Origin of the sequence: Methanobacterium alcaliphilum (assembly GCF_023227715.1) — an archaeon.
Lineage (GTDB): Archaea > Methanobacteriota > Methanobacteria > Methanobacteriales > Methanobacteriaceae > Methanobacterium_E > Methanobacterium_E alcaliphilum.
This window is the reverse complement of sequence record NZ_JALKIF010000013.1, coordinates 68,497-88,605: the sequence shown is the minus strand read 5'-3', so window position 1 is coordinate 88,605 and position 20,109 is coordinate 68,497. Positions and strand designations below refer to the sequence as shown.

The following is a 20,109-nucleotide window of genomic DNA, read 5'->3' as shown; positions in this document are numbered from 1 at the left end:
TGGTACTGTGGGTTTGTTCCTATGGGAATTTCATAACGCTGCCAGCCCATCTCATTATTACTATATTTTAGAGTGAATTATTTAGAATTCGCACATTACAATTTATTTTAAGTGCTTTTTTATTTCAAATTAATAGTCCTATTTCTAGGTTCTATTTGATATCAAATTCAAATGATCATCAATCCTGTCTTAAAATTTATTAAAAAATTAATTAAGATTAAATAGGCTGTAAAACATATATTTCATTGTCATATCTTACGACTGATGCCTACGGTCCTTCTAAGATTTAGGCGATAGCCAGGAATGATTAGGAGAAACCCAGCATTGGACAGACTGCCTGCTTCGAGGGTTGCTCGGGGAGGGAAGGGTTATCTACCTGTGATCCAGACGAGTTAGTATGCAGGCAACATACATTTATAATTTGGTGAGTATTTACTTTGCAGATCAAATATCTTTTTAATCAATACAATTTTTTAACTAGTTTCATTCTATTCAACATTCAATTTGTAAAATTAATTAATTTTTTTATGATTATATTCAATATCTAAATCTAATTATGCATCAATGTGGTTAATGGATGTTATAATGTAGAATTTTTGCTAATTGATAGCTAAGTGTATGATAAAACTTTAAGAATTCATGTTTAAAGTATGATATTCAATAAAAATCGAGAATAGGGAGAAAAGCTAAGATACATATCATATAATCTACATAGGTAAAGAAAAAAACAGTTTCTGGCTGTAGGTCTAAAAATGAATAACAAAAAAACATCCCTATTATCATTAGTTATAGGTGCACCTATTGGTTGTTTAGGTGGATTAATAGGTTTAGGTGGAGCAGAATTTAGATTACCTTTCTTATTAAAGACGTTTAGTAAAACTGCCAAAAAAGCAGTAGCATTAAATATGTTGATTAGCCTAATCACCGTAGCATCTGCAATTTATTTTAGAATGAATAATTTTGATGTATCTCCTATTTATCCTCAAATATTATTAATGATATCACTTATAGTAGGTTCTACTACTGGTGCTTATTTTGGAATAGAATTATCAACTAAAATCTCCGATGCCTTATTTAAAAAAGTATTGTTAATTTTACTTTTGATTATGGGATTACTTCTAATTAGTGAAAGCTTCATCACATTTGGATCAATGGGAATACTATTTAGTAGTTTGTATATGATGTTAGTAGTAGCTATATTATGCGGAGTACTAATTGGGATTATTAGCAGTCTTTTAGGGGTGGCTGGTGGAGAAGTTATAATTCCTATATTAATTTTAATATTTGGAATAGATGTTAAACTAGCAGGAACTATGAGTTTAATCATCAGTTTACCTACTATGCTTGTAGGGATTACCCGACATGCTAAAAACAAAATGTATACAAAAAAATCTGAAATAAAATATTTAGTTATCCCTATGGGTGTGAGCTCAATAATCGGAGCTTCAATTGGAGCTTTTTTAGTTATATATGCTCCTTCAGAATTATTAAAAATTATATTGGGTGCATTATTAATATTCACATCTATTAAACTATTTACAGAAAAAGAAGAATAAAAAAAGTTATACTCGTTTCAAAACAGATAAAATTAACATCAATCCCAGTATTGCACTTATTATAAATCCAATAATTCCTAAAAATGGAAAACCTAAAATTAATATTCCTTTATCGGTTTGCATTATCAGGGATGATCCAATTAAAAGTGCAGAGAGAATCAAAGCGATTGAGATCTTATTACTTATTCTATCTAAATCTTTGTGTTCAATTTCAATCTGTATTTTCCCTTCTTCTAACCTATAAAGTGTTTTAGTAAATGTACGTGGCACAATTTTTAATAGATGTTCAAATTCAAATAAGTTATCCTTTATAAAATCTATCAGCTTGAAAGGGGTAAGTTTTTCATGTAAAATCTTACGGGCCATGGGTTGTAATATTTTGGTGGTATTAAATTGAGGATCCAGTCTTTGACCTGTTTCTTCTAACATGGCTATTCCCCTTGCTAAGAGAACAAATTCACTAGGTAGGGAAATATGGTACTTACGCATGATATTAATCATAGAATTCATACCTCCCTGAACTTCTGTTAACTCGGATCCGTAATATTTGTACATTAAATCATTTAATTCAGTTTTTAAGGAAGAGGTATCCATAGCAGCATCAATAATTCCCATATAAATTAATTGGTTAATAATTCCTTTAACACTATTTTCAATAAAGTAAATAAAAAGTTCTGCCAAGTTTTCTCTGAATTCTTTATCCAATATACCCATCATTCCATAATCAAGGAAACATATGACGTTATCTTCTAAAACATAAATATTGGCCGGATGGGGATCTGCGTGGAAGAATCCATGCAACATTATCTGTTTAAAGTAAGATTCAACTCCTCTTCTAGCCAGTAATTTTCTATCAAATCCTTTACTATCTTTAATAACATTTGAAATTTTCTCGCCTTCTATCAGTTCCATGGTGAGAACTTTAAAAGTAGAATAATCATGATAAGTTTTAGGTACATAGATGCTGTCGTCGTCTTTAAAAATATCCTCAAAGCGTTTAATGTTTCTAAATTCCTGTTCATAATCGATTTCTTTTAAAATAGATCTTTCAAATTCATCAACAATTCCTGGAAGGTTATAATTACGTGCGGATGGGATGTAATTATCTATTCTAATAGCTAAAAATCGCATTATGGCAAGATCTGATTTTATGAGTTTTTTTACGCCAGGTTTTTGAACTTTAACAGCTACTTTTTCCCCACTTTTAAGTACTGCTTGATGTACTTGACCAATAGATGCGGATCCGAGTGGTTCTTCATTAAACTCTTTAAAAACAGTGTTAATTGGCTTTTTTAATTCTTTTTCAACAATTTTTTTAATGGTATCAAAGTCTAAAGCAGGGTTATCATCTTGCAGCTTAGTTAATTCACTGGCTATTGTCCTTCCAACTAAATCCGGCCGGGTGCTTAATGTCTGCCCCAGTTTTATATAAGTAGTTCCTAATTCCTGGAAAACCATCCTCACTCTTATGGGGAAAGATTCATCTAATTCTTCCAGTGACTCATATTCATTCGATGGGTTGATAAAAGGTATTTTATGTTTAAGCTTTATTTTTTCTGAGACATACCCAAATTCGTATTTGCTCAAGACTTTGAGTATTTCATTCACCCGATTTAAATGGGGGTTGCTGCTTTTGCGAAAGTTCATAAAAATAGTAAGTTTCAAATATTATATAATTTTCTGCTTTATTTTATTAAAAAAGATAAGATTTAGGAAATTAAATTAATCTAATTTTAGGTTTTTTTTAAATTCTACATATTCTACTATTACTCCATCGGGATGTTGAACTCTCATATTCATGCCAGTAGGCACTTCACGGGGTTCACTTAGAATAATGGTGTTATCAACACCTATTTTCTTTCTAAATTCGTTAATAGAATCTACTAAAAATGTTAAAGACGTTTCTTTAAAAGGTTTTAAATCATCTTCAGAACCAGCAATTAATAATATTGGTCCAACCACAGCTAATTCAAGACCCGCTGGATGTTCAATAATCATTTTACATTTTTTATCAAATAGATTTTCATAGTATTTTATAGAAGTATACAAATCGGAAGAATCAATATAAATTCTGCTTAAAACTTTTAGTATTTCCATTCACCCACCTGCAAATAAGATGTTTGTTGTATATTTTGTAGGTACGTTATTGAGTTAGCCTAGTATTCTATGATTTCATTAGATATATATATTTCATTAAATTTATTTCTCAGGCATTAATTTTTCAAAATCCTCAAATTGCTCACTAATCCAGTGATAAATGGTTCTTCTGGAAATAATCTTCTGCATTCTATTTAATCTACTTTTTCTATCTGCAGAACTCATTGTTATGGCTTCATAAAAAGCATCTGCAGTTTCTTTGATATCAAATGGATTCACAGAGATGACATGTTCTTTCAATTCTTCATAACAACCAGCATTTTCTGATAAAATCAAGGAACCATCACATTCATTGACGGTTGATGCTTCTTTGGGTACAATATTCATACCATCAGCAATGGGATTCACAATCAAACAGTCATAGTTTTTAAAAGCAGCTACCACTAAATTGTAATCCGCTTTAAATATACACTCGACAGGCTTCCAATCGGCAGTAGCATATTTTTGATTAATTTCGTGAATGGCTTGCTGAATTTGGTTGTAATATTCTTTGTATTCACTAATTTGCTGACGGGTTGGCTTGCCTGTAGATAAAAACTTCACTTTCCCCTGGTATTCTGGATGATTTTTTAAAAACAGATCGTATGCTTTAAAACCTCTTATAATATTTTTACTTAAATCAGCTCGATCGGTTCTATAAATTAAAAAATTCTCCCCTTTAATATCTTTGACTAGTTTTTCTCTTGCAGCTACATCTTTGGAATTTGCCATTTGGGTTATATTATTGTAATCTACGGAAATAGGGTAACTTTTCACATATGTACAAATTCCATTGTGCCATATGGTTCCTTTATCATAATTGACTTTGTCTACAAATTCTTCACAGCATTGAATAAAATTAGTAACATAACGGGGAATATGGAATCCTAAGATATTATTGGATAACATACCTTCAATTATGGCTTTCCTCATATATTCTGGTATTATGTGGAAATATTCTGATTGAGGCCAGGGAATATGTATGAATTGGCTTAAAAAAATATCCCCTAATTTTTCACGAATAAAAGAAGGACATAAATAAAGATGATAATCTTGAAGCATTATTAATGGATCTTTATGATTCCGTTTACTTTCTTCAATTACTTTTTCAGCAAATTTTTTATTGAGGTACACGTAACCATTTTTCCAGGCGCTATGTATGTCCTCATCAATATTAGGAGTGTAAGGATTGTCCCACATATAATGCTGGACAAACCATAAAAGGGGATTGCTTATAACACTGTAATAGTCTTCATATTGGTCACGATTAACTACTACAAAGGGTACCCAGAATTTTGTATCTTTTTCAGGAATAGGTACTCTATTATCTGGAAACTGCCGGGCAACTTCAGCATCGGCCAGTGTCATGGCACTGGCGATCCATGTGCCATTCAATGCTTCCATCAATGGTAAAAGAGTAGAAACAAGGCCTCCTGCACCTCTTTTCATTTTAAATTCATTTTCTTTTTTATAAAATTCAATAGGCCCTCTATTAGAGACCACTATCAAATTTTTATCCTCTAAAAAATTTAAAATTTTCTTTTGCTGGGGATAATTCATTAATTTACACCTTCATCATGCTAGTTCAATCATAGATTTAACAGATTCAGCTAACTTTTGTAATTTATCTGCAGATTCAGATTCCAAATACACTCTTATTATTGGTTCAAATCGAGAAGGCCTTATCAAAATCATAGAATCATTCAAATCAACCCTTATACCATCTGTAGTGTTTATTTCATATTTTGATTCAAATTGATCTTTGAAAATATCAATTACTGGAGTTTTTTTCTCATGTTCACAATCTATGGTAAAAACAATTCTATTATATTCTTCTATTTCATTTGCCAGATTAGATAGAGTAGTATTTTTTTGGGCCAGTATTTCAAGCATTTTAACTACGCTGAAGATGGCATCAAAACAAACCTGAAATTCTGAGAAAACGTACATACCAGGTTCGTCACCACCAAATATTGCATTATTTTCAGCAATTTCACTTAAAACTTGATTAACAGATGTTTTAATAATTTTGCCTTTCTGGAGAACAATATCATCTAAAGACTTGGAAACAACTACTGATGAAACAATAATACTGCCTGGATTTTGTTCTAAAATATATTTGCTGAATATGGCTAAAATGGTCTGATCCTTAATTCGGTTTCCTTTTTCATCAATAAAAACAACCATATCTAAATCGTTATCAAATATTATCCCCATATCCGCACCCACAGCAGTGGTTACCTCTGAAACCAGAGAAATTCTTTGAGGATTGGGTTCGGGATAAATTTTAGCAGGGGAAGTATCTTTACAACCAATAATAATATTTTGACACCCTACATCACTCAGTATCTGAGATGCAAATGGTTTCTCCAGACTTTCTTCACAATCAATGACAATTAAAAATCCTTTATCTTTTATTAGATTAATGGGTGTATTTTTAAGAATAGATTTTAAATACTGATCTTGATGGTTAGTGGCATATTTTAAATGACCTATCTTATCCCAGGGTACTTTTTCGGCGTGTCTTTGTTCTAAAGGGATTTCATGATCGCTGAAAATTTTGATATTAATGTCTTCTGGTCTTAAATGTGATCTAGAAACAGTAATCATCACCGAGGCGTCAAATATCTTTAAATTAAAATGAATAAGGGGTAGGGGAACTATCCCCAGATCAATTACATTTATCCCTGCAGACATAAGTCCAGTAGTTAAACTTCTTTTTATCATTTGGGATGGAGTATGGGAATCTCTCCCAACCAGCACATTCTGATCAGAGCCCAGGTAGTTACCTACAATGGTTCCTAAATGTGACGCGAATTTATTGGTGATTTCAGTATTAACTACGCCTCTAATATCTTGCACATATTTTGACACTTGAAACCGCCCTTTTTCTCAAATCACCGAAATTAATTTCAAATTTTATAGTTATAATGGAAAATTCGAGTCAACATGTGATTCTGGTAAAATTTTTACTTTGTTGGTAATGGAACGATTGGAACTAATTAAACTGGATGGCCCTACATGCACTGAATTGCCAAGAAGAGCTCCTTTTTCAATTACACAACCTGAATCTAAAATACATTCTGAATCAATTATACAATTTTTAAGATGTGAATTTGAATTTATAATGCTTTTTGAAAATATCACAGAGCCTTCAATTGTTGTATTCTCTTTTATAGTTACATTATCCCCAATAACGGTGTTTCTCCCAATAACAGAATTTTGTTCTATGATTGAGTCATTTCCAATAACTACTGGACCAATTATTCTCACTTTATCCTTAATTTCAACATTATCTCCGACCCATATGTCTCCAAACTTCCCCACACTTTCTTTTAATATTTTACCATTAGGTCGGGGTGTTATTTTTTTATTAAGCACATCATGGTTGGCATTTAAAAATGAATCTGGTCTTCCTACGTCATTCCAATACCCCTCTGATATATAACCATAAATACCTGCTTTTGCATTTATAAGTTCTGGAAATACGTCATTTGAAAAATCAACAGCTCCTTGGGAAGTATCAATATAATCCATTATTTCTGGTTCAAAAATATATGTTCCAGTATTCGCAATCTTACTGAAAACATCTGAATGTGATGGTTTTTCTAAAAATTTAATTATTTCATTGTCTTGACTTAATACGGCAATTCCAAAATGAGATGGGTCATTAACAGGTTTAAGAATCATAGTGGCTAATGCTTTTTTCTTTTTATGAAATTTCAATATTTCATCAAAATCTACGTCAATTAGCACATCTCCACTTAAAACAAAAAAGGTATCATCAATATATTTCTGGGCCAGGGCCACTCCTCCCGCGGTGCCCAAAGGTTTTTTTTCTATTGAGAATTTAGCATTAAAATTAGGATGGTTCTTTTTCAAGAGTTTTTTGATGTGGGTTCTTAAATAGTTTAAAGTAACCACTATGTCATTATGTCCATGAATTTTAAGTTTTTTAAGAATATATTCAATCATGGGCCTATTTGCCACAGGAATTAAGGGCTTTGGTCTGCTTAGAGTTAATGGTTGTATTCGAGTTCCCTTTCCCCCGGCCATAATAACAGCCTTAATCATAGGTATTAATATATGAAGTTCACATCTAATAAGTTTTTCTTAAAAAATAGTTTTCCCGTCTTTATTTGCTTATTTAAACTTTAAAAAGAACTTTATCAATCTAAGAGCCATCTGAAAAATTTAAGAACTTCCTTTACATCACACACAAAAAACTGCGCACCATTTTTAACATAAATGGGTATTTCATTGGACAGAACTATTATGCTGGCACTTTTTATTTTTTTCTGATTTTCTAATTTTTTAAGTTCTTTAAAGGCGTCTAAATCTGTGATATCGTCCCCCAAATAAATTATTTTTTTTAAATTATATTTATCTACGATTTCATGGATAATGACTCCTTTATCGTAACCCACAGGGGGTTTTAATTCTACAATTTTCCGTCCTTCATTTATCTGCAGCTTTTTTGATTCAGGAACTTTTTCAATTGAATCTAATATCTTGTTTCGAATTATTTCTGAGCCATCACATTTACGATAATGAATAGAATAGCAGATACCTTTATCCTCAAATAATAAACCTTCAATAGCACATAAGTCTTTGTTTATTTTACTTGCTGTTTTATTAATAGATGAGAGATAATTTTCTACATCCGGAGCCACAAAGTATTCGCCGTCTGAAAAATATTCCAGACCATGGTTTCCTACATATAAAATATCTTCGATTCCTACCATGGATCGGGCGTCTTTTAGAGATCTACCACTTATAACGGCCAGTAAATTAAATCTTTCTTTCAATTTTATTAATTTATTTCTCATGGATGGTGTAATTAATGCTTTTTTTGGATTATTAGTTATTTCACTGATAGTACCATCTATGTCTGTAATTATGGCGGTTGAAATATCATTTTTAAACTCAGCCAATAAATTTAAATTATCAAAAAGATATTTTGGTTTCAAATCTTCCATAAAAATCACATCAGTATATTATTGCTGCAGAAAGGTCAAGATGAACGCTGGAATTTATTCTTGATTGGAATTTAAAGATTCAATTGCTTTTTTCAAGATATTGTTTCACGTTATTGATTATTTTATAGGGGTCATCTGCCACCACTGTGCTTCCAAATAATTCCATCCCCCCCATATCTACAGTGGGCCTGAAAATGTTTCCACGGTCAACGATTTTAATTAAGTATGGAAAATTATATTCTCCATCCATGGGGGGACAATAAATGGCTAGGTTAAAGCTGTGAATTCTCATAATGTCTATAAAACACCTTAATATTCCATATATGGTTTGTTTGATATTCAAATCTTTATGGGGTGCTTTTGAAGCTAAAATCATAATCTCTTTTTCTTTTATGGGGGTGATGCTAGCATATACTCTAACGTCTTTGAGGGAAAATCCCAATCCTAAAATACTGTGGATCTTAAATATATCATGGAAATAATCACTGCCATTTTCTTTTTGATATTTTGAACTAATTTTTCGCATGGATTCCATTTTAGCATAAGCTTTATCTTTACTCATCAAAATCTGCGCATGACCATGCACTTGAGATGCTCCCGCTTTATATAAACAATTCCAAACAAAAAAAGGAAATTTATAATCTTGGTTTTGAGCATATGCTTCTTTAAACCAGGTGAAAGCAGTATCTATAACATCTGATAATTCTTCTAAATTAAATTTAAGGGGGTTGTGATTTTTAAATATAACTAAACTACTCCAAAGATCATATTTTGCTAAATTAGATGCAGTAATTGAATTTTTTCCCTTAATCCTACCATTACTACTTAATGAAACTTTTTTAAAAATATCCTGGGGGGTGCATTTTTCCGCATTACAAAAATCACAATTGGTTTTAGAATCATTAATTAAAATAGAAATCTGTTTTTGATCATCTTCGAAACTTTTATCTCCTGAGATCGGTCGTGAAGTGCGGATATAATTAAAAAGAGCGCTTTCATAAGTCCAATTATTAAATGTTTTGATTATTTTCTGTTTTTCAATTCTATTTATAACATTGCCTGGATTTTCTAGGAGATGGCCATATTCATCTTTTCTACCAAACTGATTAATTACTTTGTTTTTAAGATCAGGAGGAATAACCATAAATCCTTCTCCAGATGATACTGTGAAAATTCTATGGAAAAGATGATATGATTCTTCATCAGTAATTTTAAGATATTTTATTTTATTTTCCAATTCCATAATGGATGTCATAAACACACCATTCCATATTATTATTTTAACTTCAAAATATTTATAAATGAATAGTGAGTATGGTGCTAAAATGATCCTTTGAAACTCGGTATTTTAATTCAAGATAATAAAATTAGAAATCAGTTATTTAGATAAATTTAAGATATTTGATCTTCATGGGCTTAAAGAAGGATATGGTGAATGCATTCAAAATTTTTCTAATATTCTGCTATAAACTTCTTTTAGTTTCCCATCTGAACGGCTGTGAATCATTTTTAAGATCAGCTCTGGAGTACTGCGTGCAAGATAATTCATTCGAGGAGTTCTATCTACAATTAAATTGTAATTTTCATCCAGGCCCTTAGCTTCAATCCCATCAACCCTAACTTCGGCGTATTTCATTATCTCCCGTGCCATGTGAGTAACAATCACAGCATAAGACTTAGAATCTTTAATGAACTCAATAAAACTGGAAATTATTTTCACTGCGGCTTCTAATTCAGTAATGGCTTCAAGTTCATCTAAAAGGATTAATTTTTGAGTATCGGTTGTGGCTATTGGTGCAAAAGTTCTCAAGAATGATTCAAATGCACCGGCATCTAGTGACCTTTTCTTGGAGAAGAAATAAATTTCGTCCAATAATTTTATTTGAGCATTTTGTGCACATACAGGCAAACCCATCTGAGCCATAATAGAAATTTGAGCCATTGTTTCCAGAAGTGTAGTTTTTCCTCCACTATTTGCACCAGTTAGAATGGCTACGTTTTCTTCATCAGTTAAATTATAATCCACCCTCTGAATATTTTCTTCATTTTCTAGTGCCAGATCAAGATGGAGGGCTTGTTTTAAAGTAAAATTATTGGAAATTTCTGGAGGTTCTAATTTATAGTAATGAGCAAAACAACCCATTGCAAATTCATAATCAAATTCAAGGGCTTCTTTAATTTCATTATCCACTGATTTCCTTAAATCGGAAAGCCTTTTAGCTGCTTTAACTTTATTATCAAAATCAACAATCTGCCTATTTGAAAGCTCCCTTTTTTTTATTCTTTCCAGTTCTTGCTGGTCAATTTCAAGTGGATATGTGCGGATGAATGGATCAAATTCTGTGCCTGTTTGGGATTTGATTGTTTCCCTTGATTTACCAATAATATCATCAAATATTTTTTCAATCTTATCTGTCATTCCCTGATTTAATAAAGCAAGAACTTCATTTCCATTAAGATCAACATTTTGAATGGTATTTTTTATCTCTTCATCAGCCACTAACTTCGCAGATTCAACAACTTTATCAAAATCAACTTCCCGGGCCTTAAATTCTTTTAGTTCAGAGATTATGGTTAGAACTTCGTCCATAACTGTTTTTGTACCGGTGATTTTTCTAAGTTCCAGGACTTGTTTAAATATATCTTCGTTATCAAAAAAATAGATTAAAACTTTTTCAGGAACTATCTCTAATTCTTCTGCCTCTTTATTAACCATTATAAGATTACTAGCATCTTCAAAGTCTATTTCTCCTGAAGAATATACATATATAACTAATTCATATTCCTGAATCTCTCCTGCTTCTTGAGCAGTAATAAGGGGATAATACTTGTTCAAGCCTAAATCCAGCAGATAATTATAATCTTCCTTATTTTCCACTAAAATCGCTTTAGATGCATCAAAATGTGGTTTTTTTTCCTGGGGGGTATTTAGGTTTCGTAGTAACTTTTTAACATTTTTTATGGGCAAATTGGAAACCATTTCTTTAGATTCCATTACAAAATTAAGATTGGATTGAATTTTTTCCATATCTTTAGAAGGAGATAAAAGTAAAATCTTATTCCTGGCATGGGTAGTATGAGTATATTTAATTATCTTTTCCAGTATTTCTTCATAAATCTGCAAGGTTCTTTCTGTTTTTAAAAACTGCTGTGTGGGATTACCTAACAACTCATTCATGATCTCAATAGCCTTTCTTTGACTAACTCCGTCAATACTGGAAATCTTATCCACTTCACAATTTTTAACTATTTTAAATAGTTCTTTTTCACCACCCAGTTGAGATATTATCTTCTGGGCCATATGATCTCCTACCCCTTTAACTGTGGTAAGGTCAATTTCTTTGTCCATACTTTTGCCTGGAATTAATCTTTCAGATGTATTTATTGATGAATGATTTAATGTTATTGGATAAGACATTAAATAGACTTATTTTTTATCATGGTATTTATAAAAATTCCGAGAGTGTGTGAAAAGAAATAATCCACTTCCATTAATTTACAACTTCACTCCAAAATATTGGATATTTAGATATTCCATAAACTTAATTACGGCTTTTCAATACCTTTCATAAAATTATAAGATGTAATGCCACCTAAAGATATTTTTTTAATGTCTTTTTTTATTTTTTCAACTTTTTTATTATTTTTTGAGTTTTGGATGGCTTTTTCGTAGAAATAACCCATTTTTTCCACGTAACGTTCTCCTCGCCATCTCCCGTCAATTGCTATATTTTTAATTCCATTGTTCATCATTGCCGGGACATAATTCACCAGACAAGTTTCTACAGAATTTAATATAATGCTCTGACAATCTGAGGAAATTTTCAAAGGAAAAACACGTTCACGTTCATCTTTGATCCCCCAAAATCTCTCCAAACATGATTTTTCTGGACTAAATTCTGAGAAATACGTTTTAGAAATTAAATCTGGAGAAATTAGGCAGTTTTCACTAATAATTGATTCCATATTTCCTTGAACAAGTATTTCTATTTCTGAATTAGAGGATAAATGATTTGATTTTTGATAATGGATTATATTATTAATTTCTTTCCAGGATAATTCTGGAGATAATGTGATCAGTGAAAAAAGAGGGGATAATGTGGCTATGGTACGGTGGTTCCAGACATTAAGAGCATAGGATCCATACAATCTGGTTTCATCAAAGCTCTTTTTAATGAAATTTCCAGCACCTATGTTGCCCACCATAAGATCCAGACCAGTGGGATAATCTTTTTTAATCTTTTTTAAAAAGTCTAAAAGATAATTTCTAGTAATATTGGGCCATTTCCAAACTAAATGGGAATTGGATTGAGAACATAATTCAATAGCTTCATCTAGAATAGCATTAACATATTCGAAGTCAAAATCATACTTTGAGTTGGGATCACTGCATTTGGAAAGTAGCTTTTCAGGGGCTAAAAGAGGAATATCCAGATAAATACGATCAAAACCTGTTTTTATCGCAGACTTTAAACTGGGAATATCATTTACATACACTGATAAATTGATCGAGCTTTGGCTTGATTTAGAAGCGTTTTTAAATGGTCCATTTTGTTTTTGGCCATGGTAATGTAGACCTTTCTTCAATTCATTTAATTTTAGCTGGGCTGAATCAATTTTTTTTAGAGAGGGGGTGTAACTTTCAATAACTTTTTTTTCCAAATCTTCTATTAATTCTCTTCTAAGTTGATTCAATTCTTTAATGGGTAGAAAAAGAGTTTCATCATATTCAATATCTGAAATTTTCCCCTTAAATGGTTTATCCCCCATTTTAAGCAATTGTTTTTGAATATTTTTGTTGGATAGTGGGCGAGTTTTTGCTGGTTCCATAGATGTTTTACCCACAACCTCGCTGATTACAACTTTCCCCCCATGTGTTTGTATTTGGCCTTTAAGGTGGGGATAATTATTTGCATCTAATTTAAAGAATAAATCAACTGCTAAATTAGGCAAATCAATGGGCTGGTGGTTTTTATAAAGGAGAGATAAGTCCTTTTTACGGGTTAAAAAAACCCTTGACGGTACTGTAACTGGTTTTTTCAAGGATAAAAACATATCTTTTCCTTTTATAAATGGGGGTTTTTCAATATCCATACCAATGGGTGCTTCATTGTTAGAAGGAACAAAAAAAAGCCCATCTCCTTTTCCTGGTTTTATAATTGATTTTAAATGAATGACGCCTTCTCGTTTTTTTGGATTATACTTTTTAAGATTTCCAATAAACAAACCCCGATGACCGGGTTTGTCCCGACCCATTAATTTTTCCCTCATGGATTTAAATAAGTATCCTGATGTGAATCCTCTATTAAATCCTAATTTAAGGACCTCCATATCATAATCATTATTTAAATGATTTGTACCTGAACCAATTTTATCTAATGCTTGACGGTAAATACTTACTGCGGTTTTCACATATTCTGGAGAACGCATCCTACCTTCTATTTTCAAACTACTAATTTTAGAATTAACTAGTTCTCTTAGATGAGGATAAAGACACAGATCTTTAGGAGAAAGAATATATTTTTCTTTAAGAGGTAATGCCTGGATTTTTATGGGTCGGCCATATTCATCCAGGTTACTAGTTATTATGGTGTAGGGTTTTCGGCATGGCTGAGCACACATACCACGATTTCCACTTCTACCCCCAATAAATGATGATAAAAGGCACTGCCCAGAATAGGAATAACACAAAGCCCCGTGGAGAAATATTTCCAGTTCCAATCTACTATTTTTGGTCATGGAGTTTACTTCATCCATACTCAGCTCTCTAGATAGCACAACTCTGCTGAAACCATTTTCTTCAAGCCATTCTAGACTGTCATTATTATGAATGGTCATCTGTGTTGAACCATGCAAATCCATATCTGGAAAAATTTCCTTTATGATATGCGATAATCCCAGATCTTGGACTAAAACACCATCCACACCCATACTATATAGTTTGAATACATACTCTGCAGCAGATGATAACTCCCTCTCTTTAATAAGAGTATTCACAGTAACATATACTTTGACTCCTCTTAAATGAGCATACTGAATGGCAGATTCTATTTCAAAAACACTGAAATTATCTGCAAATTGCCGAGCCCCAAATTTTTTTCCAGATAAATAAACTGCATCCGCACCGGCAGATATAGCCTCTTTTAAAGCATCAGGAGATCCTGCAGGGGCTAAAAGTTCAGGTAATTTAATCAATATTCTTTCCTCCAGATTATATCACTTAGATGGTCATAAAAAAGATATATTATTTATTCAAATACAAAATAAAAAAAGATTATATGGGTCGACATTTAAAAATTAGAACCTTATTTTATCTCTGCCAGCATTTCAGATACAATTTTCAGAAATTTTTCTACAATAATCCTGTTTTTTTCTTCACTTTTCATTAATTTTTCTTCTGAAAGTTTTCGATGTATGGCCAGGGCATAGATATCTGCCAGTCTTTCGGTAAGTAAAAGATCTTGATCTGTATAAGAATGATCTGCATTGGCCAGGGCAATTTGGCCCACTAATTCATCATTTGCTATGGCGGGGGCAGATAAGAAATTTTTAATAGCTATATGACCTTCAGGAGTTCCTTTAGATCTTTCATCTGCTGATGGATCATTAGTTAATATTGATTTTTTATTATCTAAAACCCAACCCCAAAGTCCTCCTACGTCATTGAAATCAAATTCGGTTTTAAAAACATTTTCTACATGACACTTGGACCAAACGGTCTTAGTGAGGCTGAAATTAACGAGGTTTTTTGTGCCAGGTTCAGTATAACCTACAAAACAGAATTCACTTCCAGTTAATTCTTTAGCATATCCTAAGACTTGTTTGGAAATATCTTCCAGGGATATTGCACCTAAAAGTCTTTGAGATAAATCTGCAAGAGCATTACTGTTTTTAATTTCTAATGAAAGTGCTTTTTTTGTTTTTTTAAGAGCAGTAATGTCTCTTAAAAGCCCAGTAACTCCAATTATTTCTCCATCTGCATTTTTAAGGGGTGAAACAGATGTCTGGAAATAAAAACTGCTTTCATTAATCTGGGTTGACCAGTCATAAACAACATTTTCCCCATTCAAAGCTTTTTGATTAGCTTCATGATGTGCACGGGTGGATACTCCTAATTGTTCAAACGGATTTTTTCCTATAAAATCCTCTGCATTAAATCCATAGCGTTTTAATTGAGGTTCAGAAACCATAGTACATTTTTCATCAAGATCGAGCGTAAAGAGAATATCATTAATTGAATTAAGAGTTATCCTATATCTTTCTTCACTTTCTTTAAGTTTAGTTTCCAGATCATGTTTATAAAGAGCAATTTCGATTACACTGTGCAGTTCCCTATCTTCAAATGGTTTAATAATATATCCAAAAGGACCTGTTACCTTGGCTCTTTTAAGAGTTTTTTCATCAGAATAAGCAGTGAGGTAAACTACCGGAATTTTAAATTTTTCCACAATCTGCGCTGCTGCTTCAATACCGTCCATTTTCCCTTTTAAAACAATATCCATCAAAATAATCTCTGGTGAAGTTTTTTCAGCCATTTCAATGGCTTTTTCGCCTGATGAAACTGTAGCGGTTACTTCATATCCCAGGCCAACCAATCTTTGACCAATATCAATTGCTACAATACTTTCATCTTCTACTACCATGACCTTAATTTTAGACATAGTTCACCTCTTTAATTTCCACGAATAAAGTAAGTAAATATTTGGATGAATACATTATTATAAATATCCCTAATCTGTACTAAACTATAATTGGTTTCGAGCTAATTCATTATTTTCATAACTCATTAGAAAAACTATTATGTGCTGAGGTTGAATTGTTGTTTATGTACATATGTTTGGAAGGTATTGATGGTGCTGGAAAATCCACTCAAGTAGAACTTCTCAAAGAATGGTTAGATGAGATGGGGCATGATGTGGAGCGGATTGTTGAACCCACATCATCAGAAGTAGGAATTCTGATTCGAAAGATGCTGAAAAATCCTAAAGCTACTCATTCCGATTTTCAAAAAACACTAGGCCTCCTTTTTGCTGCAGACAGAATGATTTTAAAGGAAACAATAGAGAAAGCAGAAACTGAAAATAAAATTATTATAAGTGATCGCTGCTTTTATTCAAGTATGGCTTATCAAAACCCCTTAAGTTGGATTGGGGAAATTAATAAATATGCAAAAAAACCAGATCTGGTTGTTTTATTGGACTTGGATGTTAAAACAGCAGTTTCACGCTGCCAGGGAACTGATGAATTTGAGAAAAAATCCTTTTTAACAAAAGTGAAAAAAAATTATTTGAATATTGCAAAAAAGGAAGATTTTTTTGTAATAAATGCAAACAATGGTGTTAACCTGGTTCATAGGGATATTAAAAAGATTATTGCCCCTCATTTAGGTATTTGTATGGATAATATTCTTTAATATAAATTCAAAAAAATAAATTTTATTTTTTTTCAAATTTATTAATGCGTTGATTCAACTCTTTCACTAAATAATCTCTAATTTCTTCCAGTACAGTAATCTCACCTTTAATCACTGGCCCATAATCCGTGTGAACTAATTCGACTTCATATTGGTTTATTATGTTCGCCATATCTCTTTCAGTTACTCCAGGGGGAATTCTCATTTCATACAACATTTTATCACCACATATGAAACATTTTTTACATTTTTGGGAAGATTAATTTCTTAGTTTATATTTGAAGATATTTTTTTATTTATTAGCCATATATTCTCGAACAGGCTTTAATATATCTACCAGGTACTCTGTCACGGTATTTTTAAGGTCAAGAGGATGTAATTTTTCTTGAGAGTACATATCTAATAATTCTTTATAATTTAGTTCCAGATTACCCCCAAACTTTTCAGGTCTTTTAATAACCATCTGCTCTTGTCTGGTAAATATAAAATGTTTTGCTATTTCTAAAATAGGATTACCATCAATTTCTCCTGCAGGACAGTAACTCTTTTTAATCTTTTGCTTTATTTCTTCAGGAGAATCATCAATAGCTATGAAATTACCTTTGCTGGAGGACATCTTTTCAGAACCATCTGTACCATGGAGTAAAGGCGTATGAATACAAACTGGGGATTCAAAACCAATTCGGGGAAGATTTTCACGGGCTAACATGTGTATTTTCCGCTGCTCCATACCACCTAAGGCTAGGTCAGCTTCTAAAAATACCATGTCCACTACTTGCATTAAAGGATAAATAACTTCCGCTACCTTATGGTCCTCAGCGTCCCGTGTAATTTGGGCCATACTCCTTTTGGCTCGCACCAGCGTGGTTAAAAGGGCTAATTTGTAAACATGGGTAGTGTAATCTTCTCTGGTTTGAAAACTGGATCCCAATATGAATTCAGTATTTGTGGGGGAAAGTCCTAGAGCAAGGAAACATTTTTTATTATATTCCGCCATATCTTTTATTTCTTCTAAACTGCCTTTTCCATTTAAATAAGCGTGATAATCGGCTAAAAGAATTTTAATTTTAAAACCCGCTTTTTGAAGATCTATCAACTTCATAACAGTAATGGCATGCCCCATATGGATTTTTCCAGATGGTTCATATCCAATATATGCTACTGGTTGGTCTTTTTGGAGTTTTTCTTCCAATTCATTGTCGGTAATTACTTCCAGGGTGCCTTGAATAATTAATTCCATCTTTGTTTGTAAATCCATTCTTTCACCGTTTTTAGAATGTGAAAACTTGTAAGTTTTATTAATTGATTGTTATTTAAATTATGGTTTATTTGGGAGGCTTATTCCATTGATATGCAATACCTTCCGGCTTTTTATTCAGTGATTATATAAATTTCATTATTTAATTCAATAACTGAAACCTCATCCCCAATTTCCAAATCTTTCATCCGAGGCTTTATCTCCAGATCAATAGGTTGAAATGTTTCAGGATGTAAAATCTGAATTTCTTGTGGTGATTTTGAGGTCACGGTTGTTTTCTGTATATCTTCAGATTTTTTCAAGGTTTCAATATTATCATATTCTTTCCAGAGGATGCTGAGCCGGGTTAGTTGAGAAAGGTCCATAACACTAATTTTCCGCGAATCAATAGCAACTACTCGGCAGGTTTTGTTTTCATATATTACAAAATCCCCAATTTCAAATTCTGGGAGTCTAAGAGACATCCATGTTCGATAAAGTCCTTTTCCCGTGGACTTGTCCTGTCCCATCAGGCGGGGTGATTCCTTCACTGTCCCACCTAAAACTTCTCTAAGGGCACTTATGACTTTTTTAGCTGATTTTTGGGACCCAATATAATAATCTATGCCTTCTTTCATCTCGGATCTTTGAGCAAGATATGCCAACCTATTTTTTTCCCACAAACGTTCTAAAACATCATTAATAGTTTCATCAGCAGATCTTATTTCTTCTGGCGTTAAAGGCCTATTAGTTGCTCGTAGTTGAATAACTGCTTCATAATATCCGGCTATGAATTTACTACAATCTGGGCAAACTGTTTTTTTCAATTTAACAGAAGAATGATATTCTTGATGGATTGATTTTCCCAGAACGTTCCCATCTACTTTTATTATGCACTGGGCACTTGAACCTTTTATTTGAAGTATTTCCAGGTCAATTTCCACGTCTTCACTTATTTCATCTATTTTTATATGGTCTTCCAGGGCCCTATAAATAATTTCTTCTTCAGGAATCCCCATTTCTCTCCATTTACCTTCTTTTAGATTAGATGCACAGTGAGCGCAAGTGGTAACTTCTATATTTTCTGCTATGGAAATAAGATTAAAATCTTTTAAAAAACAGTCTATACATAGTCCTTCCCACATCTCCTTTTCTGAACTTCCGCATTGAGGACAAAACATACTATAATTACCTGAAAAATTGTTTTTAATTTAAAAAATGATATTCTTATAACTTATATTTAAAATGAAATATTTGGCTTCTGTAGTGAACTTTTTTAATCTAATGTGATAATGGAGTTCGATTTATCAGAATGCCATAATAAATTAAAAGAATCTAAAACTTTATAATGTTTTAAGAGGAGCTTTTGCACCACATGCCTCACATTTAAGGAGGAATATCCTGTCTTCTCGTATAATTCGAGTATCTGGGCGGTTACATTCATGGCACATGACGAATTTCTGCACATAATCGTCAATTCTTTCATTTATTAAAAAGTGGGTGAATTTACCTTGCATGATGGCCCTTCCACCTTCTAAATTTCCGGCAGTACCTAATTCTCTTAATAAGAACTTCAAGAGGTGCTGAGGGTCTCGGTTTAGAGCATCTGCAATTTCTCTAAAATTTTGGATAAAAGTTCTGTTTCCTTGAATTACGGAGTAAGCTTTAGGTACGCTGAAACGCTTGGTTTCAAATACTTCTGGGGGCAATTGTTCAATAGCCCGATCTAATAATTTATTGTAATCTGTCATAATTAATACCTCCAAACTAAGATAAATAGAAAATGGG

16 protein-coding genes are annotated in these 20,109 nt (G+C 32.2%); 2 read left to right on the top strand and 14 right to left on the bottom strand.

The annotated features are described in order from the left end of the window. Positions 1-752 precede the first annotated feature (752 nt). Positions 753-1,556, top strand: a complete 804-nt coding sequence (locus MXE27_RS10120) for a sulfite exporter TauE/SafE family protein (RefSeq protein WP_248612318.1) — start codon at positions 753-755, stop codon at positions 1,554-1,556. A gap of 6 nt (positions 1,557-1,562) precedes the next feature. Here MXE27_RS10120 and MXE27_RS10115 read toward each other — a convergent pair whose 3' ends face one another. The 10 genes from MXE27_RS10115 to MXE27_RS10070 all read right to left on the bottom strand — a co-directional run bounded on the left by MXE27_RS10115 (position 1,563) and on the right by MXE27_RS10070 (position 16,332). Then, a complete protein-coding gene (locus MXE27_RS10115; RefSeq protein WP_248612317.1) occupies positions 1,563-3,203 on the bottom strand; it encodes an ABC1 kinase family protein in 1,641 nt (546 codons plus the stop codon). Between the two features lie 75 nt (positions 3,204-3,278). Further along, complete coding sequence (locus tag MXE27_RS10110; protein ID WP_248612316.1) at positions 3,279-3,653, bottom strand: hypothetical protein; 375 nt, start codon at positions 3,651-3,653, stop codon at positions 3,279-3,281. 102 nt (positions 3,654-3,755) lie between these two features. After that, positions 3,756-5,252 carry an alpha,alpha-trehalose-phosphate synthase (UDP-forming) gene (locus MXE27_RS10105; RefSeq protein ID WP_248612315.1) on the bottom strand — a complete coding sequence of 499 codons (1,497 nt, stop codon included), beginning with the start codon at positions 5,250-5,252 and terminating at the stop codon, positions 3,756-3,758. 15 nt (positions 5,253-5,267) lie between these two features. Next, entirely contained in the window at positions 5,268-6,566 is a 1,299-nt protein-coding gene (locus tag MXE27_RS12005; RefSeq protein WP_248612314.1) for a phosphomannomutase, read from the bottom strand. A gap of 51 nt (positions 6,567-6,617) precedes the next feature. After that, the gene (locus MXE27_RS10095; protein ID WP_248612313.1) at positions 6,618-7,748 is read right to left on the bottom strand and encodes a nucleotidyltransferase family protein; all 1,131 of its coding nucleotides are present in this window, start codon (positions 7,746-7,748) and stop codon (positions 6,618-6,620) included. 113 nt (positions 7,749-7,861) lie between these two features. Continuing rightward, entirely contained in the window at positions 7,862-8,671 is an 810-nt protein-coding gene (gene otsB / locus MXE27_RS10090) for a trehalose-phosphatase (RefSeq protein WP_248612312.1), read from the bottom strand. A gap of 79 nt (positions 8,672-8,750) precedes the next feature. Further along, positions 8,751-9,926: a hypothetical protein gene (locus MXE27_RS10085; RefSeq protein ID WP_248612311.1), complete on the bottom strand. Its 1,176-nt coding sequence runs from the start codon at positions 9,924-9,926 to the stop codon at positions 8,751-8,753. A 186-nt stretch (positions 9,927-10,112) separates the two neighbouring features. Next, on the bottom strand, positions 10,113-12,020 hold the full coding sequence (locus MXE27_RS10080) for a MutS-related protein (protein WP_248612319.1): 1,908 nt from the start codon (positions 12,018-12,020) through the stop codon (positions 10,113-10,115). 197 nt (positions 12,021-12,217) lie between these two features. After that, positions 12,218-14,866 (bottom strand): U32 family peptidase, encoded by a 2,649-nt coding sequence (locus tag MXE27_RS10075; protein ID WP_248612310.1) that lies wholly within the window; start codon positions 14,864-14,866, stop codon positions 12,218-12,220. A gap of 110 nt (positions 14,867-14,976) precedes the next feature. Next, on the bottom strand, positions 14,977-16,332 hold the full coding sequence (locus MXE27_RS10070) for a GAF domain-containing protein (protein ID WP_248612309.1): 1,356 nt from the start codon (positions 16,330-16,332) through the stop codon (positions 14,977-14,979). Positions 16,333-16,496: 164 nt separating this feature from the next. Between MXE27_RS10070 and tmk the strand changes: the two genes are divergently transcribed. Then, complete coding sequence (gene tmk, locus MXE27_RS10065) at positions 16,497-17,084, top strand: dTMP kinase (protein ID WP_248612308.1); 588 nt, start codon at positions 16,497-16,499, stop codon at positions 17,082-17,084. Between the two features lie 22 nt (positions 17,085-17,106). On the opposite strand, the gene MXE27_RS10060 is transcribed toward tmk, so the two are convergent. The 4 genes from MXE27_RS10060 to MXE27_RS10045 form a co-directional block, all read right to left on the bottom strand. Beyond that, positions 17,107-17,301 carry a hypothetical protein gene (locus tag MXE27_RS10060; protein ID WP_248612307.1) on the bottom strand — a complete coding sequence of 65 codons (195 nt, stop codon included), beginning with the start codon at positions 17,299-17,301 and terminating at the stop codon, positions 17,107-17,109. Between the two features lie 75 nt (positions 17,302-17,376). Continuing rightward, positions 17,377-18,342 (bottom strand): tyrosine--tRNA ligase, encoded by a 966-nt coding sequence (locus MXE27_RS10055; RefSeq protein WP_248612306.1) that lies wholly within the window; start codon positions 18,340-18,342, stop codon positions 17,377-17,379. A 113-nt stretch (positions 18,343-18,455) separates the two neighbouring features. Then, on the bottom strand, positions 18,456-19,502 hold the full coding sequence (locus tag MXE27_RS10050; RefSeq protein WP_248612305.1) for a 60S ribosomal export protein NMD3: 1,047 nt from the start codon (positions 19,500-19,502) through the stop codon (positions 18,456-18,458). 162 nt (positions 19,503-19,664) lie between these two features. After that, positions 19,665-20,072 carry a translation initiation factor IF-2 subunit beta gene (locus tag MXE27_RS10045; RefSeq protein ID WP_248612304.1) on the bottom strand — a complete coding sequence of 136 codons (408 nt, stop codon included), beginning with the start codon at positions 20,070-20,072 and terminating at the stop codon, positions 19,665-19,667. Between the last annotated feature and the right edge of the window lie 37 nt (positions 20,073-20,109).